Source organism: Candidatus Paralachnospira sp. LCP21S3_A2 (assembly GCF_052118925.1).
GTDB lineage: Bacteria > Bacillota > Clostridia > Lachnospirales > Lachnospiraceae > Lientehia.
The window spans coordinates 14,841-40,347 of the sequence record NZ_JBQKGG010000016.1; the positions used below are offsets into that span (position 1 = coordinate 14,841).

General features: G+C 50.4%; 24 protein-coding genes and 1 pseudogene. 6 read left to right on the forward strand and 19 right to left on the reverse strand.

What is annotated here, in order from left to right; translation table 11 throughout:
- Positions 1–15: 15 nt before the first annotated feature.
- The 6 genes from ACTQ3K_RS10525 to ACTQ3K_RS10550 form a co-directional block, all read right to left on the reverse strand.
- A complete protein-coding gene (locus ACTQ3K_RS10525; RefSeq protein ID WP_441567843.1) occupies positions 16–477 on the reverse strand; it encodes a single-stranded DNA-binding protein in 462 nt (153 codons plus the stop codon).
- 21 nt (positions 478–498) lie between these two features.
- Entirely contained in the window at positions 499–786 is a 288-nt protein-coding gene (rpsF, locus tag ACTQ3K_RS10530; protein ID WP_441567842.1) for a 30S ribosomal protein S6, read from the reverse strand.
- 139 nt (positions 787–925) lie between these two features.
- Complete coding sequence (locus ACTQ3K_RS10535; protein ID WP_441567841.1) at positions 926–1,129, reverse strand: DUF951 domain-containing protein; 204 nt, start codon at positions 1,127–1,129, stop codon at positions 926–928.
- A 10-nt stretch (positions 1,130–1,139) separates the two neighbouring features.
- Positions 1,140–1,856, reverse strand: coding sequence for an NAD-dependent protein deacylase (locus tag ACTQ3K_RS10540; protein ID WP_441567840.1), 717 nt, complete (start codon positions 1,854–1,856; stop codon positions 1,140–1,142).
- Between the two features lie 62 nt (positions 1,857–1,918).
- Complete coding sequence (locus ACTQ3K_RS10545; protein WP_441567839.1) at positions 1,919–3,043, reverse strand: GNAT family N-acetyltransferase; 1,125 nt, start codon at positions 3,041–3,043, stop codon at positions 1,919–1,921.
- Position 3,044: 1 nt separating this feature from the next.
- Complete coding sequence (locus ACTQ3K_RS10550; RefSeq protein ID WP_441567838.1) at positions 3,045–3,950, reverse strand: DUF2156 domain-containing protein; 906 nt, start codon at positions 3,948–3,950, stop codon at positions 3,045–3,047.
- A gap of 197 nt (positions 3,951–4,147) precedes the next feature.
- On the opposite strand from ACTQ3K_RS10550, the gene ACTQ3K_RS10555 reads away from it, so the two are divergent.
- A complete protein-coding gene (locus ACTQ3K_RS10555; protein WP_441567837.1) occupies positions 4,148–6,022 on the forward strand; it encodes an LTA synthase family protein in 1,875 nt (624 codons plus the stop codon).
- 132 nt (positions 6,023–6,154) lie between these two features.
- Here the strand turns inward: ACTQ3K_RS10555 and tig are convergent, their stop codons facing one another.
- Complete coding sequence (gene tig / locus ACTQ3K_RS10560; RefSeq protein ID WP_441567836.1) at positions 6,155–7,366, reverse strand: trigger factor; 1,212 nt, start codon at positions 7,364–7,366, stop codon at positions 6,155–6,157.
- Between the two features lie 498 nt (positions 7,367–7,864).
- Between tig and ACTQ3K_RS10565 the strand changes: the two genes are divergently transcribed.
- Positions 7,865–8,065: a cold-shock protein gene (locus ACTQ3K_RS10565; RefSeq protein WP_283231784.1), complete on the forward strand. Its 201-nt coding sequence runs from the start codon at positions 7,865–7,867 to the stop codon at positions 8,063–8,065.
- A gap of 51 nt (positions 8,066–8,116) precedes the next feature.
- Here ACTQ3K_RS10565 and ACTQ3K_RS10570 read toward each other — a convergent pair whose 3' ends face one another.
- The 4 genes from ACTQ3K_RS10570 to ACTQ3K_RS10585 all read right to left on the reverse strand — a co-directional run bounded on the left by ACTQ3K_RS10570 (position 8,117) and on the right by ACTQ3K_RS10585 (position 13,173).
- A complete protein-coding gene (locus ACTQ3K_RS10570; RefSeq protein ID WP_441567835.1) occupies positions 8,117–9,928 on the reverse strand; it encodes a glycerophosphodiester phosphodiesterase family protein in 1,812 nt (603 codons plus the stop codon).
- A gap of 125 nt (positions 9,929–10,053) precedes the next feature.
- Positions 10,054–10,521, reverse strand: coding sequence for an AAA family ATPase (locus ACTQ3K_RS10575; RefSeq protein WP_441567834.1), 468 nt, complete (start codon positions 10,519–10,521; stop codon positions 10,054–10,056).
- Positions 10,442–11,881: an MATE family efflux transporter gene (locus ACTQ3K_RS10580; RefSeq protein ID WP_441567833.1), complete on the reverse strand. Its 1,440-nt coding sequence runs from the start codon at positions 11,879–11,881 to the stop codon at positions 10,442–10,444. Before ACTQ3K_RS10580 ends, ACTQ3K_RS10575 begins: the two co-directional genes overlap by 80 nt.
- Positions 11,882–12,153: 272 nt before the next feature.
- Positions 12,154–13,173 (reverse strand): LacI family DNA-binding transcriptional regulator, encoded by a 1,020-nt coding sequence (locus ACTQ3K_RS10585; RefSeq protein WP_441567832.1) that lies wholly within the window; start codon positions 13,171–13,173, stop codon positions 12,154–12,156.
- A 113-nt stretch (positions 13,174–13,286) separates the two neighbouring features.
- Here ACTQ3K_RS10585 and ACTQ3K_RS10590 point away from each other — a divergent pair, with 113 nt between their 5' ends.
- The 4 genes from ACTQ3K_RS10590 to trhA all read left to right on the forward strand — a co-directional run bounded on the left by ACTQ3K_RS10590 (position 13,287) and on the right by trhA (position 16,426).
- Entirely contained in the window at positions 13,287–14,279 is a 993-nt protein-coding gene (locus tag ACTQ3K_RS10590) for a ribokinase (protein ID WP_441567831.1), read from the forward strand.
- Positions 14,280–14,319: 40 nt separating this feature from the next.
- On the forward strand, positions 14,320–14,931 hold the full coding sequence (locus tag ACTQ3K_RS10595; RefSeq protein ID WP_441567830.1) for an SIS domain-containing protein: 612 nt from the start codon (positions 14,320–14,322) through the stop codon (positions 14,929–14,931).
- A gap of 73 nt (positions 14,932–15,004) precedes the next feature.
- On the forward strand, positions 15,005–15,409 hold the full coding sequence (locus ACTQ3K_RS10600) for an RbsD/FucU family protein (RefSeq protein WP_441567829.1): 405 nt from the start codon (positions 15,005–15,007) through the stop codon (positions 15,407–15,409).
- Positions 15,410–15,745: 336 nt separating this feature from the next.
- Positions 15,746–16,426: a PAQR family membrane homeostasis protein TrhA gene (gene trhA / locus ACTQ3K_RS10605; RefSeq protein ID WP_441567828.1), complete on the forward strand. Its 681-nt coding sequence runs from the start codon at positions 15,746–15,748 to the stop codon at positions 16,424–16,426.
- Here the strand turns inward: trhA and ACTQ3K_RS10610 are convergent.
- The 8 genes and pseudogenes from ACTQ3K_RS10610 to ACTQ3K_RS10645 all read right to left on the reverse strand — a co-directional run bounded on the left by ACTQ3K_RS10610 (position 16,415) and on the right by ACTQ3K_RS10645 (position 25,362).
- A complete protein-coding gene (locus ACTQ3K_RS10610) occupies positions 16,415–16,903 on the reverse strand; it encodes an HAD family hydrolase (RefSeq protein ID WP_441567860.1) in 489 nt (162 codons plus the stop codon). The two genes, trhA and ACTQ3K_RS10610, sit on opposite strands and share 12 nt — an antisense overlap.
- A 24-nt stretch (positions 16,904–16,927) precedes the next feature.
- Positions 16,928–17,182 (reverse strand): annotated as a pseudogene (locus ACTQ3K_RS10615) (GIY-YIG nuclease family protein); the annotation flags it as partial.
- A 305-nt stretch (positions 17,183–17,487) separates the two neighbouring features.
- A complete protein-coding gene (locus ACTQ3K_RS10620; RefSeq protein WP_441567827.1) occupies positions 17,488–19,041 on the reverse strand; it encodes a DUF3794 and LysM peptidoglycan-binding domain-containing protein in 1,554 nt (517 codons plus the stop codon).
- A gap of 16 nt (positions 19,042–19,057) precedes the next feature.
- Positions 19,058–19,534, reverse strand: coding sequence for a protease complex subunit PrcB family protein (locus ACTQ3K_RS10625; RefSeq protein ID WP_441567826.1), 477 nt, complete (start codon positions 19,532–19,534; stop codon positions 19,058–19,060).
- A gap of 68 nt (positions 19,535–19,602) precedes the next feature.
- A complete protein-coding gene (locus tag ACTQ3K_RS10630; protein WP_441567825.1) occupies positions 19,603–21,339 on the reverse strand; it encodes a phospho-sugar mutase in 1,737 nt (578 codons plus the stop codon).
- Between the two features lie 297 nt (positions 21,340–21,636).
- Positions 21,637–22,776, reverse strand: a complete 1,140-nt coding sequence (locus tag ACTQ3K_RS10635) for a spore coat protein CotS (RefSeq protein ID WP_441567824.1) — start codon at positions 22,774–22,776, stop codon at positions 21,637–21,639.
- Positions 22,777–22,854: 78 nt separating this feature from the next.
- A complete protein-coding gene (locus tag ACTQ3K_RS10640) occupies positions 22,855–23,529 on the reverse strand; it encodes an HD domain-containing protein (protein WP_441567859.1) in 675 nt (224 codons plus the stop codon).
- 177 nt (positions 23,530–23,706) lie between these two features.
- Positions 23,707–25,362, reverse strand: a complete 1,656-nt coding sequence (locus tag ACTQ3K_RS10645) for a Na/Pi cotransporter family protein (RefSeq protein ID WP_441567823.1) — start codon at positions 25,360–25,362, stop codon at positions 23,707–23,709.
- Positions 25,363–25,507 lie beyond the last annotated feature (145 nt).

A 25,507-nucleotide genomic window follows, 5' to 3' on the forward strand; every position in this document is an offset into this window, starting at 1 on the left:
TCATCGTAACTGGTTTTAGTTAAACGGGAGACCTTCGTCTTCTACTCCATCGGGGATGTTCATAAACCCATCATCGACCGCACTGCTGGGCTGGGGTCTGGATTCCTGACGGTAAGAAGAACCTCCGCCGTTCTGTGCAGCAGCGCTCTTGCTCTCTGCAAACTCCTGATCCTCCACCACAACATCAGTGGTATATACCTTCTGACCATCCCGGTTGGTATAGCTTCCCGTCTGGATATGACCGGTCACTACGATCTTGGTTCCCTGATGAAGATACTTCTCAGCGAACTCTGCGCTTCTTCCGAAAGCGACACAGGAAATGAAATCAGCAGACTGATCATTTCCGCCGTTTCCGCTGCGGCTGAATCTGCGGTCTACCGCCAATGTGTATCTGGCGATTGCCATTGCGTTCTCCCCCTGGGAGTAACGGATATCGGGTTCTCTGGTCAGACGACCCATGAGCATGACTTTATTCATGTAATCTCCTCTTTTCCCTGATTACGCGTCCTGTCTTACGCACAAATATCTGATTACAGGCTCCATGATACGAATATGGTTTTCCACTTCGTTAGGGCAGTTAGAATCAGACTCGAACTGAATGAAATAGTAGAATCCCTCTTTCATCTTCTGGATCTCGTAAGCAAGTCTCTTCTTGCCCCATTCATCCACGTTTGTGATGGTGCCGCCGAAACGGGTAATGTAGCCCTTTACTTTTTCTAAAGCGGCTGCTTTGTCTTCCTCTTCAAGCTTTGCACTCAGCACAACTGCTAATTCATACTTGTTCATGCTGTTTACCTCCTTTTGGTCTCTGGCCCCCTGTCTGTTTCACCGGGGAGCAAGGAATAAATACTGTCACAAATCTAGATTTTATCATGCTTTTCCCTGTTTGGCAAGCACTTTTTATGTTCCTTTTTTTCGGTATTTTTTATGTTCCTTTTACTTCGGTTCCGTCGGCCCGCTTATGTCCGCGGCAGTTTTTCTCCACCAGCTTTCGCGGCACCATGATCATGTGGCCGCAGCCCATGCACTTTAACCTGAAATCCATACCGACCCGCAGGACCTCCCATTCGCTGCTGCCGCAGGGGTGAGGTTTTTTCAGTTTTACAATATCTCCAAGCTGAAAATCCATCTTTTTCCTCCTATAAAAATATGCCCAGAGTCTCTCCGATGGGCGCCTTGATGATCAGATCTGCCCGGCCGTCCATGGATGTCGCACTCTTGTTGATCAGAACCAGCTTTTTTCCATGATAATAATCAATCAGGCCGGCCGCCGGATAGACTGTCAGCGAGGTCCCTCCGATGATCAGCATCTCTGCCGCTGCGATCCGCGCGATAGCCCGCTGCATGGTTCCATAATCCAGTGCTTCCTCATAAAGCACCACATCCGGCTTCACCACCGCACCGCAGGAGCAAAGCGGAATCCCCTTTGCATGACGCACATATTCCTCATCATAAAATTTTCCGCAGCGGGTACAGTAATTGCGGAGCACCGAGCCGTGGAGCTCCAGAACCTCCTTACTGCCTGCCTTCTGGTGCAGCCCATCGATGTTCTGGGTGATCACCGACTTCAGTTTTCCCTCCTGTTCCAGCTTCGCCAGTGCCAGATGCGCCTTGTTTGGCTCAGCCTCCGGAAAAAGCATCTTCTTTTTATAAAACCGGAAAAACTCCTCCGTATGCCGCTCGAAAAAGGTATGGCTTAAAATCGTCTCCGGCGGATATTCATACTCCTGATTATACAGCCCGTCCACACTCCGAAAATCCGGGATATGGCTCTCCGTAGACACACCGGCGCCTCCGAAGAATACGATATTGTCACTTTCCATGACCCACTGCTTCAACTGTTCCCGCTCATCCATCTGTCCGCTCTCCTTTCTGTCCGGCAAACACATTCCGTCTTCTGATTTTCCTGCTTTTCTTTCTATACGATCTCATTGATAAACGGCGCCCGGCAGGTCTGCACCTGCTTCGGGAATCCTTCCGTCCGATTTCCAAGGAGCCAGGAAACCAGCTCCGCCTCGGTACAGAAAACCGTTTTTGCATCATGGTTCCCGCTTCCGGATTTTTCCGCGCGGCTTCCGTGCTCCGTCAGATACCACCGGTAAACGCCGCTGTTTTCCGGAATCAGCGCGTCCGTCAGATGAAGCTCCAATTCCAGATTCCCTTTTTTCAACCGAAACAGCTCCAGAAATCGTCCTGCATGGCAGATCCGCGCCATAATGACCGGTTTCTTTTCCTCCATTGGGAACGATGCCCCCATGACCGGAATTTTTATCTCGGGAACCGGCCCGTCAACCGGCTGGTTCTGTCCATGGCCGGCGATTTCCGAAACCGCCGCTCTCAACACCGCCTCACCATCCTCCGGCAATGACAGGATTTCCCGGATCTCCGGATTTTTCCCGCCCCAGAACGGAACAAGACCGATGATTCTGTCCCGCTCCCGTACCTGAACCAATCCGCCGCTCTCACTCTTCAGCTCAGCCAAAAGCATTCGATAATAGGACGCATCCCGCCTGGTATAGCAGTCGGAAATATGCGGAAGTACACGGTCGGAAAACTCCAGGATTTCCGACATGCTCCGTTCCGGATCCTGCTGCACCTTTGCAGTGATCCGATCCGGCGCTGAACTGATTCCCGTCCCCGCATTTGCTTCATAGATAAACCGAAATCCGAACGGATCATAAATCGCCTCCGCCGCCGGCATAAGATACAAAAACGGAAGCCCCTCCGTCCGCATATCCTCCAGGCTTTTTTTCAGCAGCCGCTTCATAAGCCCCTGATGGCGGTACTCCGGCCTGGTTGCCACGGCAATAATATAGCGGCTCTCCACTTCATGCCCCAGTACCATCAGCCGATATGGATTCAGCTCCAGCATAGAAACCAGCCGGTCTTCCTCAAAAATTCCATAGCACTGATTTTCTTCTGTCTTCCAGCGGTCATAATAATCCAGAAACGCCTCCGAATCCTCTGTAAAAATCTCCCGCCACAGTGCTCTGCAAAGAGGTTTTTCCTGCCGGGAAAGCCTTCTTGCTATCCAGTCCTTCACCTTACTTCTCCCTGATCTGATATTTTTTGGCAAATCCGATCGGATTATAGGACTGCTTTGCTTTCCGCAGTCCCGGCAGCCCCACATCATCCTCCCGGTTTACCAGACTTACTGTTGGAAATTCATGAACCAGGAACTGCTGATTGATGAACGGATACAGACCGCGTATCTCCGGATTTGCCTTCTCAATATGAATGATTGCCATATCCTCTGCTTCATTATAGCTGCCCATGGTGAATGCCTCCATCTGGCCATCCACATAGATTCCGCCCATGCGGACGCCAAGATCACTGCACTGATTCAGAATGCTGTGGATCCCCTCCACCTCCGGATCCAGCGTTCCCTCCATCTGAGCACCTTTCATGGCGCGCCAGCGATCCAGGAATTTCCACATATCTCCACGATCGGAACAGCAGAGCGTCCGGTATTCATACCGCCCCTCATACTCTTTCATAAACGCATTCACATGATTCTTCTTTTTATGATACTTTTTCCCGGCCAGCGTCCGCAGCGCTTCTCCGTCATACAGATAATCTGCCGCATCCGTATTTTCCACCACATCAAACTGCTCCGGATCCAGATCCAGGAGCTTTACCGCCTCCTCGTCCGCCAGATAAATCCGAAGCTTCTCGCCCAGCTCCTCATTGAAATAGTTCTTCATATCAAAGAAATAATAAGGAAGATCCTCCTCGGTGCACAGCGGCAGAGCCGCAAACGGCACACCGTCCACCTTCATTTTCCACTCCACAGCCTTTTCGTCCACCACGCAGTACTCTACATGATAATAATCCTTCCATAAAAAGGTATCCAGAAAAACACTGTCACAAGTCTTATTGGATCGCAGTTTATAAAAGCGTGGAAGAATCTCCACATCCTCCGCTTCGATCTTTTTAAAATTCCATCTCATAATTATCCCTCACATTAATCAGTCTGTCCTTATACTTTCCCGGATCCGGTTCATTTATTTAATTCTTATTATATAATACCGGCCGGACAAAGTCAAAATCCTGATCATCGTTTTGGTTCAGTGCCCATTGAATTTTCCAAAATATGCTTTATAATATTAGGGCAGTCTTTGTAATTCTTTCTATAAGGAGTACCCCATTGAAACGTTTGAAATCTCTTACATATCCCCGATGGCTTGTGGCCGTCATGACACTTGTGATTCCGGTTCTCGCCTACTATCTATTGGAGGCGCTGACTCATAATCCATTTGAAATCCCTTTTCAGCTCCAGCTTTTCGGCTGGCTGTTTGTCTGGCTGTTTACAGCGATCCTCTTTTTCTTAACGGGGTGTATGAACGTAAGTCTGATCCTTGGCACACTGTTCCAGGCGATTCTTGGTACAGTCAACTACTTTGTTCTGGAATTCCGTTCCTCGCCGATCCTGCCATGGGATATCGCATCCATGAAAACCGCCGTATCGGTGGCAGACCATTTTTCCTTTACTCCGTCTGCAAGGCTCATCCTGAGCCTGATCGGATTTCTTGTGCTGATCCTTCTCAGCATCAAGGTGGAACTCCGGCTGAAAAAGCACTGGCTGATCCGTCTCGGCGGGCTGACCGGCGCGGCAGTTCTGTCCGTTCTTTATGTGCTCTGCCTTCAGAATGAATCCATCACCGATTATCTGGATGTTTATGAAATGCCCTTCACCCAGGATTACACCTACGAACAGAACGGATTTTATGTAAGCTTCCTGGTAAACACGAAATATTTAAAGGTGGAAAAACCAGATGGCTATTCTGCAAAGAAAGCACAGGAGCTTCTGGATGGCGCACGCGAAGACGCTTCTGTTCAGGAATCTGCTTCCGGCAGTACCGCTGTTGCTTCCGGAAGTCCTATAGCCCCCGGCTCGTCCTCTTCTTCTCAGGCTGAAGAAAAGCCCAATATCATTGTCATCATGAATGAGGCCTTTTCAGATCTTTCCGTCATTGGCGATTTTGAAACCTCCGAAGATTATCTCCCGTATTTCCGCTCCTTGTACGGAAGCGAAAATACCATCTCTGGAAATCTTCGGGTATCGGTCCTCGGCGGGAACACAGCCAACACGGAGTTTGAATTTCTCACCGGTGACACCATGGCGTTTCTGCCCACAGGAAGTATTCCTTACCAGCAGTTTATTACCGGCGAGCTTCCGGCTCTCCCATCGCTCCTGAAGAGCTATGGCTATACGACCACAGCGCTGCATCCGTATAACTCCACCGGCTGGAAACGGGATCAGATCTACCCGCTTCTTGGTTTTGAGGAAAGCCTGTTCAATGGCGACTTCACCTACAAAAAACGGCTCAGAGGCTACATCACCGATGAATCAGCCTTCAAAGAAGTCATTAAGGCCTATGAAGAAAAGAAGGAGAACGGCCCGTTTTTCTCTTTCCTTGTCACCATGCAGAACCATGGCGGCTATTCCAAGGACTGGACAGACTTCACCCGCTCCATCACGGTCGAAGACATGGATGATCGGAAGCTCCCCCGCATCAACGCCTATCTGACACTGTTAAAAAAGACCGATGATGCTTATCGGGAGCTGATCTCCTACTTTTCTCAGTGTGAGGAAAAAACCATTGTTCTCATGTTCGGCGATCATCAGCCCAATGTGGAAACCAGCTTTCTGGAACAGCTTTATGGCAAGGATTACGATGATCTGACCGAAGAGGAGCTTTCCCTCCGTTATCAGACGCCCTTTGTCCTCTGGGCAAACTATGACATTGACGAAGCCGAAGGAATCAATATCAGCGCCAACTATTTAAGCTCGCTGCTTATGGACACTGCGGGCCTTAAAAAGACCGCTTATCAGGACTATTTAACCAGCCTGCGCGAGCAGCTCCCCGTCCTCACTGCCAACTACTGCTATGATGCAGAGGGAAACTTTTACAGCGCCGATGACTTTGATCAGGTGAAGGATCTGCTGAACGATTACGAGATCCTCCAGTATAATCATCTGTTTGATCCGAAGAACCGCGCCGAAGGATTCGCTGATTAAGTTTTCGGTTTTCCGAGAAACGAATATGCTTTGTACCAGAACGCTTTTCGGCACAAAAACTGAGCCGCCTGTTCCACAGAGGGATTCCCTCACAGTCCGGAATAAGCGGCTCATTTTTATATGCTTCTGTTTTTAGTTTGCTGCGCTGGTTTCTGCTGCACTGGTTTCTGCTGCACTGGTTTCTGCTGCCGGAACTCTTACAAGGTTCTCCTCAACAAAATCCTGGATCCTTCTCTGTCTCAGAACATCTCTGAGCATCGCCTCTGCATAAGTCGTTTTCATGGTATCGGCATCCATATTATTCTCTTTGGCAAGAGTCTGAAGTCCCTCCTCATACTCCGTATCCGTCAGGTCAATGTTCTCTGCCTCAATGATCGCACGAACCAGAAGGGAGGTCTGAGCCGAATCTCTGCAATAATCCATCAGGCTCTCTTCAAATTCTTCCTCCGTCTGTCCCATCTGGGCCAGATAGGTCGCTTTATCTACTCCATACATGGAAAGCATGCTTTCAAACTGGTACATCTGGCTGTCGTGAATATAGTTGATCAGCTCTTCCGGATCTTTCTTGAATGTGGCATTTTCTTTAATCTTGCCCCATGCCTCATTAATCTCCGTTTTTTTTGCAGTGTCCTGATTGGAGGACTCCAGATCCTCACGAATATACGCACGATACTCATCCACGGTATTATACTGACCATTTGTCTGCTTCTGAACAAATGCATCATTCAGTTCTCTTGCAAGCTCCTCGCCCTGGATATAATTGATTGTTACGGTAAACTCCACAGCCGCACCGTTGAGCTCGGTGTTCGTCTTGGAATAATCCTCCGGGAACGTAAGATCCAGTGTCACCGTATCTCCAACATTCTTTCCGATCAGTCCATCCTCAAAACCGTCAATAAACTGGCCGGAACCGATGGTCAGGTTGAAATCACTTCCGCTTCCGCCCTGAAATTCTTCTCCATTCATTTTGCCGACAAAATCGATATTGACCACATCACCGTCCTTTACGGTTCCCTCCATGATCTGCGCATATTCGGGAGTTGCATTCTCCACCTGAGACTGAAGTTCCTTCTCCACATCCTCATCGGTAACCGTCGTGTCCTGCTCGGTCACTTCAATGTTCTTGTACTCGCCCAGCTCCACATACTCGGAGATATCTCCAAGGTCAAAGGCGCTTACATACTCCGGCATTTCAGCCGCAGATGTTTCCCCGGCTGCCGCTGTTGTCTCCTGTGCACCGGTCGTCTCCGCCGCTGCTGTCGTGTCATCGGATTTCTTGCTTCCACATGCTGCCATGGATAATGTCATGACTGCAGCAAGCATAACCGCAATACTTTTTTTCATTCTGATTTCCATTCCTTTCTGATTTCTGAGGCAGTGCAATTGCCTGCGATCTGCGCACTTTATCCGCGCGCGATCTGCGCTTTATCCGCGTGCAATCCACGCAGTGCATACTCGAAAAACCTTCGGTTTTCCTCGTTGTCGGGCGGACGCCCTATAAACAGCTGGGGTCATTTCCCTGCAAATGCAAGCTTTCTTCAGGCAATGACCCCAGCTGTTTGCACTGCTTGTCGCATTACGCAGTATAACATAACTCACAGCAAAATGAAACCTTTCCCTGTTGTTTCTGATTTTTAAATTTTTAAAAATTTTGTGAACATTCTATGCAAAAACTGCTTGTAATTCCTGGGATTTCTGTTATAATGAGACTGTGTTCACAGATTTAAAGTAATTCACATATTATTAGAGATTATGTTTACTCGATGGTCTGTAATAATATGTGAATTTTTGTATGTGAAAACACACGTAACATGGAAATCTATATAAATGGAGGTACCTAAAATGAACAACGGTACAGTAAAGTGGTTTAACTCTGAAAAAGGCTATGGCTTCATCACTGCTGAGAGCGGCGAGGATGTATTCGTACATTTCTCCGCTATCACTGGCGAAGGCTTCAAGACTCTTGACGAAGGTCAGTCTGTAACTTTCGACATCGTTGAAGGCCCCCGTGGCAAGCAGGCAGCTAACGTAGTAAAGCTGTAATTAAACCAGAAATCGAAAAAGCGAGTGGATTTCCGCTCGCTTTTTTGTATCTCATTTTCCGGTTTTCAGTGCCAGCTTAAAGAACTCCCAGATCCCTTCCGTATCTTTCTCCCGATACAGGATCTCTCTGGCCAGGACAGGACGGTCTGTAATGATGTTGTCGACCTGAAGACGCTTCAGACGACTCAGCTCCGATTTGGTATTAACCGTCCAGGCATGAACCTCTTTACCATTTCCATGCGCATTTTCCACCAGTGCCTGCGTCACAAAGCTGGAACGAATACTGAAAAAGTCAATATTCTCATCATCGAAATTATATCCATACGCTGCCATGAGGATGTAACCGGTTTTAACAGACGGCTGCCGTTCTTTTGCTTCTCGCAGATAACGATAACTGGTTGAACTCAAAACCACCTGATTTTCCATACTGTACTGTTCAATTAACGCCAGGACCTTGTCCACCAGCGTGTCGCTCATCTTGTTTGCTTTCAGTTCGATATTCAGATTAATTTTTCCTTTGCACAGTTCCAGCACCTGGGCCAGCGTTGGGATCTGCGTTCCTTCAAACTCGTCTGAATACCATTTTCCGAAATCTTTCATCAGCAGCTCTTCATAGGTATATTCCCAGAGCCGCCCCGTATCACCGGTGATCCGCCGCAGGGTGGCGTCATGATACACGACCACCACACCGTCTTTTGTCTCCTGCACATCGATCTCCGCATAATCCGACATATTGTCAATGGCCGCCTGGATCGCCGGAATCGTGTTCTCCGGCGCCTCATAGGAATTCCCGCGGTGAGAAGTGATCTTGGCCGCTGAAATCACAGAGCTTGCTTTCACTGCACCGGTGTAAACGCTGTCGTAGGCATAAACCGCACCCGTGATCGCCAGCGCTCCTACGACCAGAACCGTCATCAGACGGCGCACCTTCATCGGGAGCTGATAATGATACGGCGGAATCTCCCACTGATATTTGGGATTCTGATAACGGTACAGTAAAAAAGTCATGATCCCCTGATTCAGGAACAGCCCAAGGACTGAAGCGACGATCAGCACCACAACCTCAATCTCATGGCTGATGGTCAGAATCAATGCCAGCTCCACTGATTTGTTTGCAAACAGCACCACCAGAAGCGTTGCAATCACCTTTGCCAGAAACTGTACACCATAGTAAAAGAGAAGCGTCGCGCCATTGGCACATAACAGCAGCGCCAGCGTCTGGATCCAGCAGCGTCTAAAAATCTTCCTCCCTTTTTCCGTGGCTTCCCGGAAGGAAATATCCCGAAGCGTTGCAATCACCGGCACATACAGATAGGAAACCGCCACTGCTGCCAGCGCCGCCAGAAGAACCCATTTTAAAATCTGCACCAGCTTAATTCCTGCGGCAGCCGCTATCAGATAGCTGAGCGGACGGACATGTCCCAGAAGCCGGATGCAGATCCAGCCCTGCATCAGCAGAAAAAAATTGATATTCAGTAAAATTACCCGCTTGTTTCCCGTCTGAAACAGCTCCCAGAGATTTTTTACTCCGAACACCAGCATTTTCACCGGACTCATTTTTTCCCGGACAACTCCGGCCTGAAATGCCGTATAAAGCACACACATCTCCAGACAAATTAAAAACAGGATCAGAAACACCAGTCCCAGCAATACCAGGATCGTTATGGGAGAGCAGAGAAAACGCAGCGCATTCTTCGCCGTCAGGTAACTGAACCCTGCCCTTTTCAGCGCAAACCGGATCCCATGGGACGCCGTCTCTACGATCAGAATTGTCGAAAACAGCCTGTATATCATTTCAAAAAGGAGGATTCCGCCCCAGTTCGTCCGGAGCGTATCCCCCATACTATGCAAGATTCGTCGCATACAATCACTCCCCACAGTAAACACTGCTTTTTCTTTTTGTTGCTATCTTTTTTATTATAGCACAGATCAGGGGATTTTTTTCAGCAAACACAAAATTTCACAACATCCACATTCTTCTGGCTTCATCACCGTACTGATTGTTCTTTCGCACAGGTACAGATCAGCTCCACCGCCGCCTCATCACCCATTGCGGTATTGATGCAGAGATCGTATCCCTGCTTATCTCCCCAGGCACGATTTGTGATCACACTGTAATAATCTGCTCTGGACCGATCTGACGTCTGAATATGCTTCCGCGCCTCCTTTTCTGTATCTCCATATTTTCGCATGACATTCTGAACCTTATATTCAATCGGCGCATAAAGGAATACCCGCAGTAGCCCCGGCTGATTTTTCAGAATATAATCTGCCGAACGCCCCACGATCACTGCACTCCCCTGTTCTGCGATTTTTTCGATCACCTTTCTCTGAGTGATCACAGCCTCTCTTCCTGCATCCAGAGAAAGATACCGGTCATACAGCTCCTCTTCCGTATAATCCGGAGATGCCAGCCCCTTTTTGATCCTTTTTCTCTGCCGTTTCCAGTACTGCAATTCGCCTCTTATAGGAATCCTTCAAAATAAAGAGAGAAATCACCGCTGTCAGGACCTCTGCGATGGGGAATGTCCACCAGACAAGCTCCGTCACTCTCGGCGACCGCGTAAAGGCGTATGCTACAGGAAATACAAAGATCACAAGCCGCAAAAGAGAGATCAGAAGCGGACGGAGCGCGTACCGGATCGACTGAAGTACACCCTGAATTGCTACCGAAATCCCCATAAATATAAAGCCTACGCTGGCGACCCGCAGCGCCCGGGTGCAGACCGTGATAATTTCTTCTGTTGTCCCGCCCGCCAGACCGAACAGACTTACCAGCGGCTTTGCAAATGCCTCAAACAGTACCGTCAAAACCAGTGACACAATAACGGTATCCTGAATTCCAAAGCGGATACAGTCATCGATCCGCTTCTTATCCTGCATTCCATAATTGAATGACAAAATTGAAATCATGGTATTGGAAAGGCCGAATGCTGAAAACAGGGCAATCTGCTGGATCTTGTAATAGATTCCAAAGGATCCGATGAGAACCGTCTGATTCACATCGGCCAGTCCCAGAATCGCATTCATTCCCGCCATCATCACCGACAAAAGGGCCTGCATGAGCGCCGCGGAAATCCCGATGCTGTAAATGCCCCGGATAACTGCTGCCTCCGGACGAATATAGCGCGGTGCACCGTCAATCTCCTTATTCTTTGTATAGTGAAACAGCATGGCTATAAACAGAGATACAAACTGTCCGATAATCGTCGCCCATGCCGCTCCGGCAACCCCCATGCCCAGAGGATAGATAAACACATAATCCAGAACAATGTTGGTAACTGCGCCGGAAATCTGAGCGATGGTGGATAACATCGTTTTTCCGGTCGCCTGTAAAAATCTCTCATAAACCGTGAATCCGATGGAGCCCAGGGACAGACAGGTACAGATTCGAAGATACATTGTTCCCAACTCCAGTGCCTGCGTTTCCTTCGTAAACAGTGAGATAAACCATCGGGATCCCAACAGGCCAAAGATCAGAAAGACCGCATAAATACAGATGCTTAAAAAGATTCCGTTTCCTGCTGCTTTATTGGCTTTTTCCCGGTTATTTTCTCCAAGGCTTTTTGACAGCAGGGCATTGAGGCCCACGCCGGTTCCGACACCGACCGCAATGATCATGATCTGCACCGGAAACGCATAGGTCAATGCCTGGTTGGCCACCGCACCGGTTCCCTCCATGTTTGCCACAAAAATACTGTCGATCACGTTGTAAAGTGCCTGCAGCACCATGGAAATGATCATAGGCAGCCCCATCTTCCAGAATAATCTGTTCATGGGCGCCGCCGCCATTTTGTTCTGTTCTTTCTCTTTCACAGCTTTCTCCTTTCATGTGCCTTTCTGTGTCTCAGAAGACACACCATACCTTTCATACAACGCAAAAAGGCGTAAATCCAAAACTGGATTTACGCCTCTCAGCTACTCGTTATTCTGTGTCATTATAAAACATCTGATCCGGTTTGGCAAATAGCTATTTTTACCAAAATTTTTCCACTGTTTTTTATTACTTTTGCTGTCCTTCTCTTCTCTCACTCCGGCAGCACCATCCACTTCCGTTTCTTTCCTTTTTCCGGCTTCATCGACCGTTTCTACTGCTTCTCCACCGGCAGAATGGACTCCCGTTCTATGAGCGAGATCTCCATGATATTCCGTTTCTCCACCTGCTCACCGCGAAGGAGCTTCAGGAGAAGCTCCGCTCCTTTTTTCCCCATGCCAAGGGTCGGACGGTCGATAACGGTAATTCCGGGTGTTGAATACCTTGCCAGCAGATGATCATCAAATCCGGCCAGGGATATATCCCGTCCGGCATGGAGTCCCCGCTCCTCCAGTGCCCGGATGCAGCCGATACAGGTCAGGTTATTGACTGCCACTACCCCCGTCGGCCGCAGCTCCGGCGGCAGATCCAGCAGGCGATTCATCCCCTTGTAACCGGTCTCCTCAAAATGATACCCGTACATCACCAGAAACTCATCACTGGGGATCTTGTATTCCAGCAGCGCCCGACGATAGCCGGCAATCCGGCGTCCGCCCAGATTCTGGCCGGGAATTCCGCCCACAAACCCAATCCGGCGATGACCCTTTTTGATCAGTGCCTCCGTTAAAAGATAAGCTCCTCTGGCATTCTCGATCTCCACCGTATAACAATCTCCCTGAGGCCGGTAGCAGTCGATCTGAACCAGCGGCTTTTCCCATAAGGTATAGTCCATCACATCGGGATTGGATGGAATTACCAGAACTCCATCCACCAGGGCAGAAAACCTCCGGTGAAGCAGCTGATAATCCTCCTCGGTATAATCCTTGGTAGAAATGATCAGCATGGTATAGCCCCGGGCTTTCAGGGCTTCCTCCGCTCCCTGGATCACCGCCGCGTTAAAATCATTGGTAAAATCCGGCACTGCCATAAGTATTGTTTTCGTCTGCCCTGTCACCATGGATACCGCAAGCGCATTCTGAACATAGCCCAGCTCCTCCACAGCGTCCCGCACCTTTTTCTGCGTTTTCTCACTGACCTTATCCAGCCCGTTTAAGACTCTGGAAACTGTTGAAATCGCCACCCCCGCACGCTTTGCCACGTCCTTAATGGTAACGTTTTTTCGTTCCCGTTCCATAAAGTTCCTCCTCCCCCGTTGACCCTTGAACAGGTTTGTGATAGAATATTGTTAGCTGAAAATAAAAACGTTTTTATTTTTAATCATTATACTATAGGAAGGAGTTTTTTACAATGGCTAAACCTAAAATTCTTGTTGTTGGAAGTTTTGTTATGGATCAGATCGGTACGACAACCGTATTCCCGAAACAGGGTGAAACCGTTCTCGGCGGAAAGTTCTCCAAGGCTCCCGGCGGAAAGGGTGCCAACCAGGCAGTTCAGATGTCCCGTCTCGGTGCGGATGTTACCATGGTCGGAAAGCTTGGTCATGATGCCAACGGCGCAGATATGTTAAAAACCTGCCAGGATGCCGGCATCAACACGGATTACGTGCTCTATGATGAAACAGAGCCCTCCGGCTGCAGCATGATCATTCTGGAGGAGGCTCCCGGAAAGCAGACCGCAAACCGCATCCTGGTTCTCTCCGGTTCTAACATGACCATCACCCCCGAGGATGTTTCCTTCTTACAGGAAAAGATCGCTGATTATGATCTCGTGGTATTACAGCTGGAGATCCCTATGGAAATCAATGAGCTGGTAGCTTCTTATGCTTATGCAAAGGGCGTTCCGGTTATGCTGAACTCCGCTCCCAGTGCCCCCCTGTCCGATGAGCTGCTGTCTCACCTGGCTTACATCTCTCCCAACGAGCATGAGGCCTACAACATGATCGGCATCCGGATCGAGCACGAAGGAAAGAGCGTAAACCTGGAACAGGCAAAGGCGGCCACCGCTGCATTAAAGGCAAAGGGTGTTAAAAATGTCCTGATCACTCTGGGCGAGGCCGGTGCGGTTCTTGATACTGAAGGCGGCGAATTCTTCCACAGCCCCTGTGTAGACGGCATCATGGCTGTTGACCCGACTGCTGCCGGTGACTCCTTCGTTGGTGCACTCTGTGTCGGCTTAAGCTGTGGCTGGGGTTATGAAGATGCGCTTGTATTTGCAAATCACACCGCCGGCCTGACCGTTTCCTCTCTCGGCGCAATGCCTTCGCTCCCGACTCTTGACAAGGTAGAGGCATTTATGAACGAAAAAGGACGTCAGGTTCCTGATACTTCCGTATTGAAGTAAACCAGATATACGAATGGAATATAGACTTGGAGGGGTTCACATGGACGAAACATGCAGAAACGCTTATGATTCGTTTCTTAACACTGTAAAAACGGACCTGCCCGCATTTATTGAACAGATGAATTATTCTGAGATTGAGAAGGCGGCAGATCTGATCGTGGAAGCACAGAAAAACGGCGGACGTGTCCATATTTCCGGTATCGGCAAGCCCGGTCACATCTCCGGTTACATTGCTTCCCTGTTGTCTTCCACCGGAAATCCGACTTATTTCCTTCACGGAACAGAAGCCGTTCATGGCTCCTGCGGCCAGCTTGTTCCCGGTGATGTGGTAATCTTTATTTCCAACAGCGGAGAAACTGCTGAAATGCGATCTACTGTCCTGGCAGTTAAAAACAATGACTGTAAGGTAATCGGCGTCAGTGGAAACCCGAACTCCTGGCTCGCCGCAGAAAGTGCCGTACATATTTTTGCCGGCGTTCCCAGCGAAGGCGGACCGCTTGACCGCGCTCCCAGAATGTCTATCCTGGCAGAAACCCTGGTACTCCAGGCTCTTTCCGTTGCCCTGCAGGCACATAAAGCTGTTTCTCCGAAACAGTATGTAAAGTGGCATCCCGGCGGAAGCCTTGGAAAGCTTCGGGACAGCGAAAAATAAACCAACCGGCTCCGTACAGACGGTTTTTTCCGTCTGTGGCGGAAACCATTCTGAATTTAAGGAGGTATTTCTTATGCTGACGACAAAACTGATCCACCCGGAAATCATGAGCGCACTTTCCTACTGCGGCCACGGAAGCAAAATCCTGATCGCAGACGGCAATTACCCGCTGGCTGAAAAAAGCGGTGATGCCGATAAGGTTTACCTCGGACTGACCCCCGGTCTCCCCACCGTTACCGATGTGCTGAAGGCCATCCATTCGGTGATTGAAATCGAAAAGGCCGAGGTCATGATCCCCGGCGACGGTTCCACCCCCGAAATTTTCAAGGAATTCGAAGAAGAACTGGGGCTGCCGTTATCCGGTGTCGGACGCTTTGAATATTATGATCTCTGCTGTGAGCCTGATGTTGTTCTGGCCATTTCTACCGGTGAGAAGCGTGTGTTCGCCAACATCCTTCTGACCGTAGGATGCGCATAAATTATCTGTTTCCAACTTATTTTCACCGATAAAAAATAGCGATTAAAAAATAAGGAAGCTGTACGCAAAACCCTTTCGTTTCATGTGCACAGCTTCCTTTATCTCATTTCAGACACTTCCATCTCTTCCCATGTCCTCCTCTATCTCATTTCAGATGCTTCCCATCTCTTCCCATGTCCTCCTCAAATCAGATTTTCCAAACGCAGTACTGCCAGCCGCCTCAAAATTTATCGGTCTCCTCTTGACAGCCGGTCATATGTGTTGTATTATCTGCATATAGATAATCTAGTTTTAAAAACTACATGATATGTTATTGTATATAAGGAGGCATCGATCATGAAATATATCAGAAAAATGAAACCGAAGGATCCCGGCAGTGCTATCACTCACTTCATCGGCTGGCTCATGGCAGTGTTTGCAGCGCTTCCCTTACTCCTGCGTGCGGCAAAGGAACATGACCGGATCCATGTGATCTGTCTGGCCGTTTTCATCGTCAGCATGATCCTGCTCTACGGTGCCAGTACGATCTACCACACATTTGATATTTCTCCCAGAGTCAACCGGATCCTGCGGAAGCTGGATCATATGATGATCTTTATCCTGATCGCCGGCACTTATACTCCGGTCTGCGTCATCGTCATCGGCGGTACTCAGGGAATACTGCTTTTAACCCTGATCTGGGTGATTGCCATCGCCGGCATGATCATCAAGGCCTGCTGGATCACCTGCCCCAAATGGTTTTCCTCCGTTCTTTATATCGGCATGGGCTGGGTCTGCGTTCTTTCCTTTACCCAGCTTCTCAATAACCTGAGCCGTGCCGCTTTCGGCTGGCTTCTGGCAGGCGGGATCATCTACACCGTTGGCGGGATTATCTATGCGCTGAAGCTACCGCTGTTCAATTCCAGACATAAAGCGTTTGGCTCCCATGAGATCTTCCATCTGTTCGTCATGGGCGGAAGCCTCTGCCACTTTATCCTGATGTACCGGTTTGTATCAACTATGCCGTTAATCCGGTAGATGCTCACATCTTATGATTTCATCTGCCCCGGCCTTTCTCAGTGCCTCTGCGGGCTTCATGAATGAGATCCCAATAATCTGGCTTGAGCCTGCCTGTCTGGCAGACTCAAGCCCGGAAACGGAATCTTCAAAGATCATACACTCCTCCGGCGAAACTGCCAGCCGCTTTGCTGCCTTCAGATAAAGCTCCGGCTTCTCCGAAAGCGTCCCGTCGTTATAAACCACCTGCTCCGGATCAAACCACCGTTCCAGCTCCAGATGTTCAAAGAAAAAACGGACCTTGTTTTTCCCGGAGGCTGTGGCAATGGTAAAGGGGATCTTTTCCTCCAGGAGCCTGTCCAGGAAAGCCGGAAACTCCGGCGCCAGATGAAAATCCGGGCTTTTCAGGCAACACTCCCGACTGTAAGCCTCTTTTTTCCCCTGAATCCCTTCGTCATAAAATATGGTTCCATCGAAATCAAAAATCACACCCTTCATACCATGAAGAAAACGGCTCCCGTTTTTCCGTTCCGTCAGAGCAAGCTTTTCACTCCGGCTCATCTGCTTGATCGCATACTCCCGCCGCATGGCCTCCTCCTTTGTATGAAACACCTCATAATAACAAAGCTCCACCGGCTCCCGGCTTTTTGTGTATTTAGCGCCGCGGCCCGCCTGATGGGCAGCAACACGCTCTGCCAGATGGTTTGTCCAGCCGGTGTAAAGACTTCCGTCCCGACACCTCAGCATATACGTGTAATTCCACTTTCGATCACTCATAAATTTTTCTTTTGTGCCTCCTATGTAAGCGTGACGCCTTTCCTGTCCTGTCTGCCATGATGTCCGGGCGTACACGCCATCTATCTGAAGCGCCGGAAGCTGCCTTGCTCTGTATTATCCACCAGCGCTCCACGGCTGAGCCATGGAGCTGCGGCGTCTCCTGCTGCATCCGCGGCAGGGCTTCCGCCGGTTTCCCGGCGATCCGCCGCCTGTCAACTGCCCCGTAAGTTTCTCCGGCGCGGGCTGTATTCTGCACTGCATCTACTTTATCTTATGCGGTTTCCGTGTTTTTGTCTACTCTTTCCTTACCCCGCGATCTTTTCCGCCAGCAGCCGGTCTCCGGGCTTGATCTCTTCCCCGGATAAGCTGTTGAGCTTTTTCAGGGAATCCACAGAGGTATGGAATTTTTTCGCAATTGTCCACAGGGAATCCCCAGGCTGCACCACATACGCTGCAATTCCCGGAAGGCGGCTGATCTCTGCCCAGTCTGCGGCCTCCTCGGTGATCTCAGTGATGAACTGTTCTTCACTGGTCCGCCTTGCCAGAAGATCAAACAGAAGCACGGCACGGATCTCGATCTCACCACCACCAAGCATCACTGCCCCAAGCTGCTCCAGCCCGGTTGTTAACTGGCTGATGCTGTTTTTGTCCATGCCGCCGGCCTCGACCCGGTACTGAAACGGAATCACGCCCTTCACCGACTGGAGCGGGTGGCTGTCGTTATCGGTCATGAGCAGTGCCGTCACGCAGAGTGCTCCCTCTAGCATAAGACCGCCGGTCTCCGGCTCGGCGCTGTCCAGCTTCACTGCTCCGTCCACATGGCAGATCTGAAGAAGCTGATCGGTAAATGAACCGGAAATCTTTCCCGATACCTTTGTTCTGGAACAGTTTTTGACCAGAATCTCATCGATCTGCGCCGGAACGGCCTGTGGAATCAGCGTCTTCACCGGCGTGTAGACATCGCTGATGACGGAAAGCTCCTCCTCTTCATAAAGCCGGATATCCAGCTCCAGCACCACATCTAAGGACAGCTTCCGGTTCTCCCCGTCGTAATCCGGCTGGATCTCAAGCTGGCAGTGTCCCATCTGCACCAGAATCTCCGGATACATCTCTTCCACCGCGTCCGCCTGGTCGATGGTGCCTGAAAAAGGGACCTCCTTCTCGATCCACTGGGGCGGAACATGCTCCTCCGCACCACGATAGATCACAAAAACCTGCAAAGCTCCCTGGATCCGGATCTGGCCATCCAGAGGCTTTGTCTCCACCTGCTTCAGACGGCACTGAGTCCACAGAAGCTCCTCCATGTCCGGCTGATTTCCCGACAGCTCCAGCTCTTCCCGGATTCGGAACGTGTCCTTCTGGCATACAGCGGTCTGCGCGGCGCGGATCCGCCGGATTCGCTGTTCCACCGGCTGCTCCGACTCAATCTCCGTCACCGCCGCTGCCTCCTCGATTCCCTCCAGGATCAGGCGGAAGGTCAGGATCGCCTTTACACTCACCTTTCTGGAATGGATCATTTCCACTGTCAGATCCTCCAGCTCCCCCTCCGTATGTAAATAGTCCTTGGCTGCCAGCTCCGGCGCGTTGATGATCTCATCAAAAGAAAGCTCCGCCTCCATGGACTGGAGGCTGCCGCTTTCCGCCGGATAATACAGCAGGCGGCAGACCAGCTTTCCACGTAGTCTTACCCGTTCCTCCAGCCGCTGGATCTCCTCCAGTTCCACCGTTCCGTCCTCCAGCACCAGCTTTTCCATGTCCGGCTTCACGTCCGGAACAATAAAATCCTCGTCCATAGTAATCTGTGAAACAATCTTTTTCTTCAGTCGACACATACGGATACGCTTTTTGATTAACTCCATGATCTCCTCCTGCTGCTCAAAGAAATACCACCGGCTCTTCCCGGTACGGCAGCCGCAGCACCAGATACGGGCAGGACGGCGCATTGGACACCGGTTCTCCCGGCTCCGGCCCCATGGTCTCCAGCTCCAGGCAGATGGATCCGGACTGAAGATACAGATCCTTCACCCCGATGCTGTAACCGCCGGTCTTCTGCTGTCCCATACCGGCCACCAGATACAACGAGCCGTCACATACATAAGTCAGCTTGAACTCGCCCTCCTTCTTTTCTGAAATGATGGATGCCAGCTCCGCCGGAAGCTCCGCCTCGGTGACGACCTCATACTCCAGCCCCTCCTTTTCTCCCGCGCGCCCCTGTCCGCAGGCGGTAAGAAAAACTGCGGCCAGCAGGCAGAACCATGCTGCCGCAGACCGCAGTTTCTTTTGTTTTTTTCGTTTTGCTTCCATCTCCAGGTACAGGAAGCGGCTGATCCGCTTATGGAATCCTGGCTTCATTTCCGATTCTCCCGGCTTTCTCTTTGCAGTCTATGCCGGGAATGATTCGTTTATGAGCGCCTCCGCACCTATAACATCTTGTTGATCATTTCCAGAACTTCTTTTCCGAACTTCTCCGATTTTTCATCCGCATCTGCCAGAGATGTTCCTTTTACGCCATAGTAGAACTTCACCTTCGGCTCGGTACCGGACGGGCGTACACAGAGCCATGCTCCGTCGCTCAGATCATAGTACAGTACGTTGGAGGTGGGCAGACCGGTCGTTGTCACGGCGCCGGTTGCCAGATCACGGACGGTATCCTTCTGATAATCTCTCGCGGAAAGCACCTGATAGCCGGCAACTTCCGCAGGTGTATTGTTCCGCAGTGTCTCCATGATCTCCTTGATCTTCGCCAGCCCCTCGATTCCGCCGAGTGTGATGGCCTTCACGCCATCCTTATAATAGCCGTAGCGTTCATACATCTCGATCATGGCATCCCACAGTGTCATGTTCTTTGTCTTATAGTAAGCTGCCGCTTCACAGAGCGCCATGGTTGCCACGATGGCATCCTTATCTCTTGCATGGGTTCCGATCAGGCAGCCGTAGCTTTCCTCAAAGCCGAACAGATACGTTCCCTTTCCGCTCTGCTCAAAGTTCAGGATCTGCTGGCCAATGTACTTAAAGCCGGTCAGCACCTCGATGAGCTTCACGCCGTAATACTTAGCAATGGCATCTGCCAGATTTGAGGTTACGATGGTCTTGATCAGTGCACCGTCGGCGGGAAGTCCGCCGTCCAGAGCCTTCTTCTGTCCGATCTCATAATCTGCCAGCAGACAGCCGGACATATTTCCGGTGAGACAGATGTATTCTCCGGATTTGCTGTCCTTTACATAAACACCGAGACGGTCTGCATCGGGATCGGTCGCCAGAACCAGGTCTGCATCCTTTTCCTTTGCAAGCTTTAAGGCCAGCGCAAACGCTTCCGCCGCCTCCGGGTTGGGATAGCTTACCGTCGGGAAGTTACCGTCCGGAAGCTCCTGCTCCGGAACTACATAGACATTGGTAAAGCCAAGCTCCTTCAGCACCCGTCTGGCCGGAATATTTCCGGTTCCGTGAAGGGGCGTGTAAACGATCTTTAAGTTCTTTCCCTCAGCCTCAATGCTGTCCCAGTGCTTTACCTGCTTCTTTAACTCGGCAATGTACGCATCATCAATGGCGGCCCCGATCTGTTCATACAATCCGGCCTTTACAGCCTCCGCCTTATCCATCGTCTTCATGGAAGCAAAGTCTGTTACCGCTTTCACCTCAGCCATAATACCGGTATCATGGGGCGGTGTGATCTGTGCGCCGTCCTCCCAGTATACCTTATAGCCATTGTATTCCGGCGGATTATGGCTTGCGGTGATATTGATCCCCGCAATGCAGCCCAGCTTTCTTACTGCATAGGAAAGCTCCGGTGTCGGCCGCAGAGATTCAAACACATACGCCCTGATCCCGTTTGCCGCCAGGCATAATGCCGCATCATCGGCAAACTCCGGAGACATTCTTCTGGAATCAAAGGCAATGGCAACGCCCTTGTCCTTGCCGCCGGCCTTCAGGATATAATTGGCAAGCCCCTGGGTCGCCTTTCTCACAGTATACATATTCATACGGTTGATTCCGGCGCCGATAATTCCGCGGAGCCCTGCCGTTCCGAACGAAAGCTCCGTATAAAAACGTTCCTTGATCTCATTTTCATCATTGGCGATGGATCTCAGCTCTTCCTTTGTCTTCTCATCAATGTACGGGCTGGAAAGCCAGTCCTCATAAGCTTTACGGTAGTCCATTGTACTAACCCTCCCTGTGGCAGATCTCCGTTTTTTCGCAGACCGCCTGTTTTCTTTTAACTGTCCGGCGGAGTATTCGGGCTTTTCTCATCTCCGGCAAGTGCCTGTCCCGTTTTTCTCCGTCCCTCTGTCTTTTATTATAGTATATCCGTTTCCAAATGACAAGGAAGATCCAGCCGAAACCACTTTTTTCACCGTCTGATCTCGACCGAATCTTCCTGTTTTTTCTTTTCCCGCTTTCATTCCAGTCAGCCTGTTTTCCGCGCTTTCCCGCTCCGTCTTTTCCTGCCTCCTGTGTTACCCCGTCCGCAGCTTCAATTCGTCCAGGAAACAGGATCTGACCTCAAACTGATTTTCCAGGACCTTCAGCTTGTCGATATTCCGCTCGGGGATCCATGCCTTATTGGAATTCAGATAATAATTCATCTGCTTCCAGTATTTTTCCGGATATAGAAATAAAATATAAAGATACTGCCACTCTGCTCCGGTCATGGGCCGCACCGCCGCATAGGTATCAAGGATCTGACATCCAAGCCTCAGATTCCACCGATGCTTCTCCAGGATCTTTCTTGTAAAATAATAAAGATCTGTCACCTGAACGCCCTTATGAAGCCTGGAAAAATCAGTCACCGCACAGAGATTTCTGCCCAGCAGCACATGATGATGGCTGTACTCTCCATGACACCAGCCCTGCTCCGGAATTTCCGAAAGTCCTTCTGCCAGCTCCGCCGCCTCCATGGCCTGGCGGTAGAACTTCTCAAATCCGCCGATAACCATCAGCTCAAACCCGTTTTTCCGCTTTCTTCCCTTGACAAAGCTCCGTGTCCGTTTCAGCTCCCGGTTGTGGCGTTCCAGCGTCGCTGCCAGACTCTCTTCATTGGTTTCCTCACCGCCTCCGAACAGCTGCTCTGTCCGGCTCCACTCCGGCTGTTTTGTTTCTCCGTCGTTCTCCGAAGTCTCTCCTTCCACCTGTTCTGTCTCCGTCTGCCGGGCTTTCTCCCGCTCCTCCTGCCGTTTCCGCTCTTCCTCTGCAAGCTTCTCATGACGGCTTTCCAGAATTCCTTCCTTCTGAAACCGTTCAAAGGCAAGATGAAGCTTTCCCAGCATCCGTGCTGCTTCCTGAATCTCTCCCGGCTCTCTGGTGCTGCATTCCCGTCCCTCGTACCAGTTTCGGAGCACATAGGCCGTCTGATCCCCATCCACAGCCAGAAGCTCACCCTCCCGGTTCCGCATACAGTTATCAACCGCGATCCCTGCATCCTCCTCCAGAGCCGAAAGGATCTCGTACTCCAGCCAGATCCGCTTACGGGAACCGGCCCACTCCTTTAATAGCTTCAATCCCTTACCGGTCTCACACAGCACCGCGCCCCGTGCGCGGCAGGTTCTGTAAACCTCCAGCTCATACTGTTCCAATACTCCGGTTCCCCGCTCATTCACATTCACCCCTCCAAACCCTGAAAATCCCCGAAATGACTATTTCTATCCTATGATGGAGGAGTATGAAACATGAATGGCTCAGACGATTTTGCTTCCGTTTGCTGTCAGCTTAAATCGATAGCCAAGAAGCTCCGCTGCCCGGCGACACATCAGCATCCGCTGCAGAAAGATCTCAAAATAGTCCATCATGGAGCAGATATTCTCGTCCAGCTCGATCTCCAGCGTAATAACCTTTTTATCCCGGCGCACCGTCAGCTTTGAAGACTTTGCCGCATAATTCACCCGGTCATGCTTGTCGAAGGTTTCTTTTTTCTTATTGCGTACACGGTTCCGCCGTACATCGGTCTTATCCGCCAGGATCAGTGCCGCCGAAACAGCATCCACTGCCGTTCCTGTATGTTCATCATGCTCACCGATGGCACTGACCACCACTGCGATCTCCTTGGGATCCATTCCATACTCCCGGAGAATCTGAAACGCCATCAGTGCCCCGTTATGGGCATGGTCATTGCGATTCACACAGTTTCCCATATCATGAAGATAACCTGCGATCCGCGCCAGTTCCACCATTCGTTCCGGATATCCGAGTTCCTTTAAGATCTTCCCTGCGGTTTCCGCCGTTTTAACTGCATGAATCTCTGAATGGTCTGTGAAGCCCAGAACTCCCAGTGCCAGGTTTCCCTGCGCAACATACGCCCGGATTTCCTCCGACTGGCGCAGCAGGTCATAGGTTACAAGGGGCTTCTCCTCCATCTGTACCGCTTTCTCCAGCTTCATGTGCTTTTTCTCTGCCTTCTTCTCTTCCTTTTTCTGCTCCCTCATATGCTTATCCAATTCTTTTTCTTCCATATCTCTCACACTCTCTTTCTGTTCCAAAACAGGCGGCCATTCAGGCCACCTGCCGTAAACTTCATTTAGGATTGCTTCTTCCTACATCTCATCTTTTACGTATCCGGCCACATTATACGCATGGTCGGACACACGCTCCAGATTTCCGATGATATCCAGGAAGATCACACCATGGGACGCGCGGCACTCATTGTTTGCCAGCCGGGCGATATGCTTGTCGCGGAGATCCTCCTCCATGCTATCTACCTGATCCTCAAACTTGATCACCTGTCGGATTGCCTCGACACTGCCGCTTCTTCTGGCTTCCACCGCATTCTTTACGGCTCCGATCGCACACTCAAACATTTCCTTCAGATCCTCCTGCCCCATCTCCGAGAACTGGATATCACCCTGGATCTTCGACTCCGCCAGCTCGGCAATGTTCTCTGCATGGTCACCGATCCTCTCCAGGTCATTGACCGAGTACAGCAGGTTCTTGACCTGCTCTGACTGATCCTCCATAAGGGACAGGTTGGTGATCTTCACCAGATATTCCGTCAGCGCCTTTTCTATGAAATCAATCAGTGTCTCATTTTTATAAATCTTCTCCACTGATTCCTGGTTATTATTTAAGACCGCATCCTCGCCCAGACGCACATTTTCCATGGACAGCTCGCCCATATGAATCACCTCACGCTTTGCTGTCTCAATGGCAAAGGACGGGTTCTCCAGAATTCTGGTGTCCAGATGGGACATAACCTGCTGCTCTGCCGACTCGGTCTGATCCGGCTTCTTCTCGCGAACCAGCTTTCCCGATAACGCCACCAGCTTTCCGGCGAAGGGGAACAGAAGGATCGTATTCACCACATTAAACACGGTATGGAAGATGGAGATCTGGGTACTGCTGATGGTCGAACCTCCCCATGCCGGATTCAGGAAGAATACCACGCACATCACGACCGCAAACAGGATCGCACCGATCACATTGAACATCAGATGGATTACAGCAGCACGCTTCGCGGTCTTATGGGCACCCATACTGGCCAGCAGCGCCGTTACACAGGTACCGATGTTCTGTCCGAGCGTAATATAAACAGCCGCACTCCAGGTCACGACACCGTTCATGGCCAGCGTCTGTAAGATTCCGACCGATGCCGAAGAGCTCTGGATAATACCGGTGATAACCGCACCGGCCAGGATTCCGAAGATGGGATTGCTTCCCAGTGTTGCAAATATCGTTGAAAAAACAGGTGCATCACGATAAGGCTTGATCGCCCCGGACATGAAGCTCAGTCCGATAAACAGAACGCCGAAGCCGACGAGAATAGTACCGATCTCCCTCTTCCGCTCCTTCTTTGCAAACAGCAGCATAAACGCACCAATTCCGATCAGTACCGGCGCAAAAAACTCCGGCTTCATGACCTCGCCCCACTCACTCATGGAAACCAGCCATGCCGTGATGGTTGTACCAATGTTTGCGCCCATGATAACGCCAACCGCCTGATTCAGAGTCAGGATTCCTGCATTTACAAAACCGACCACCATAACCGTCGTTGCCGAAGAGCTCTGAATGATCGCTGTGATCAGCGCTCCGAGAAGAACTCCCAGAAAACGATTGTTGGTGATATATCCCAGCATCCGCTTCATCTTTCCGCCGGCTGCTTTCTGAAGTCCGTCCGCCATGATATTCATGCCGTACAGGAACATTCCGAGGCCGCCGATAAATTCAAACAACAGCTTTACATCGCTCAGTGCCATAACACCCTCCACATTTCTGCTCTTTTCATATTCGTACAATTACCACTATACAAAATTCAGGTCAAATCAAAACCATGAGCATGTAAAATTTGTGTAAAGTTCGGCCTGAAAAGGCGCCCCGGTCTCCCGAAGCGCCTTTCGTTCA

Excerpts from the sequence above, each read along its gene's own strand:
- ACTQ3K_RS10525 (WP_441567843.1), bottom strand. The coding sequence starts at position 477 with ATGAATAAAGTCATGCTCATGGGTCGTCTGACCAGAGAACCCGATATC.
- rpsF (WP_441567842.1), bottom strand. The coding sequence starts at position 786 with ATGAACAAGTATGAATTAGCAGTTGTGCTGAGTGCAAAGCTTGAAGAG.
- ACTQ3K_RS10535 (WP_441567841.1), bottom strand. The coding sequence starts at position 1,129 with ATGGATTTTCAGCTTGGAGATATTGTAAAACTGAAAAAACCTCACCCC.
- ACTQ3K_RS10540 (WP_441567840.1), bottom strand. The coding sequence starts at position 1,856 with ATGGATGAGCGGGAACAGTTGAAGCAGTGGGTCATGGAAAGTGACAAT.
- ACTQ3K_RS10550 (WP_441567838.1), bottom strand. The coding sequence starts at position 3,950 with ATGAGATGGAATTTTAAAAAGATCGAAGCGGAGGATGTGGAGATTCTT.
- tig (WP_441567836.1), bottom strand. The coding sequence starts at position 7,366 with ATGAAAAAAAGTATTGCGGTTATGCTTGCTGCAGTCATGACATTATCC.
- ACTQ3K_RS10565 (WP_283231784.1), top strand. The coding sequence starts at position 7,865 with ATGAACAACGGTACAGTAAAGTGGTTTAACTCTGAAAAAGGCTATGGC.
- ACTQ3K_RS10570 (WP_441567835.1), bottom strand. The coding sequence starts at position 9,928 with ATGCGACGAATCTTGCATAGTATGGGGGATACGCTCCGGACGAACTGG.
- ACTQ3K_RS10585 (WP_441567832.1), bottom strand. The coding sequence starts at position 13,173 with ATGGAACGGGAACGAAAAAACGTTACCATTAAGGACGTGGCAAAGCGT.
- ACTQ3K_RS10590 (WP_441567831.1), top strand. The coding sequence starts at position 13,287 with ATGGCTAAACCTAAAATTCTTGTTGTTGGAAGTTTTGTTATGGATCAG.
- ACTQ3K_RS10595 (WP_441567830.1), top strand. The coding sequence starts at position 14,320 with ATGGACGAAACATGCAGAAACGCTTATGATTCGTTTCTTAACACTGTA.
- ACTQ3K_RS10600 (WP_441567829.1), top strand. The coding sequence starts at position 15,005 with ATGCTGACGACAAAACTGATCCACCCGGAAATCATGAGCGCACTTTCC.
- trhA (WP_441567828.1), top strand. The coding sequence starts at position 15,746 with ATGAAATATATCAGAAAAATGAAACCGAAGGATCCCGGCAGTGCTATC.
- ACTQ3K_RS10610 (WP_441567860.1), bottom strand. The coding sequence starts at position 16,903 with ATGAAGGGTGTGATTTTTGATTTCGATGGAACCATATTTTATGACGAA.
- ACTQ3K_RS10620 (WP_441567827.1), bottom strand. The coding sequence starts at position 19,041 with ATGGAGTTAATCAAAAAGCGTATCCGTATGTGTCGACTGAAGAAAAAG.
- ACTQ3K_RS10625 (WP_441567826.1), bottom strand. The coding sequence starts at position 19,534 with ATGAAGCCAGGATTCCATAAGCGGATCAGCCGCTTCCTGTACCTGGAG.
- ACTQ3K_RS10630 (WP_441567825.1), bottom strand. The coding sequence starts at position 21,339 with ATGGACTACCGTAAAGCTTATGAGGACTGGCTTTCCAGCCCGTACATT.
- ACTQ3K_RS10640 (WP_441567859.1), bottom strand. The coding sequence starts at position 23,529 with ATGGAGGAGAAGCCCCTTGTAACCTATGACCTGCTGCGCCAGTCGGAG.
- ACTQ3K_RS10645 (WP_441567823.1), bottom strand. The coding sequence starts at position 25,362 with ATGGCACTGAGCGATGTAAAGCTGTTGTTTGAATTTATCGGCGGCCTC.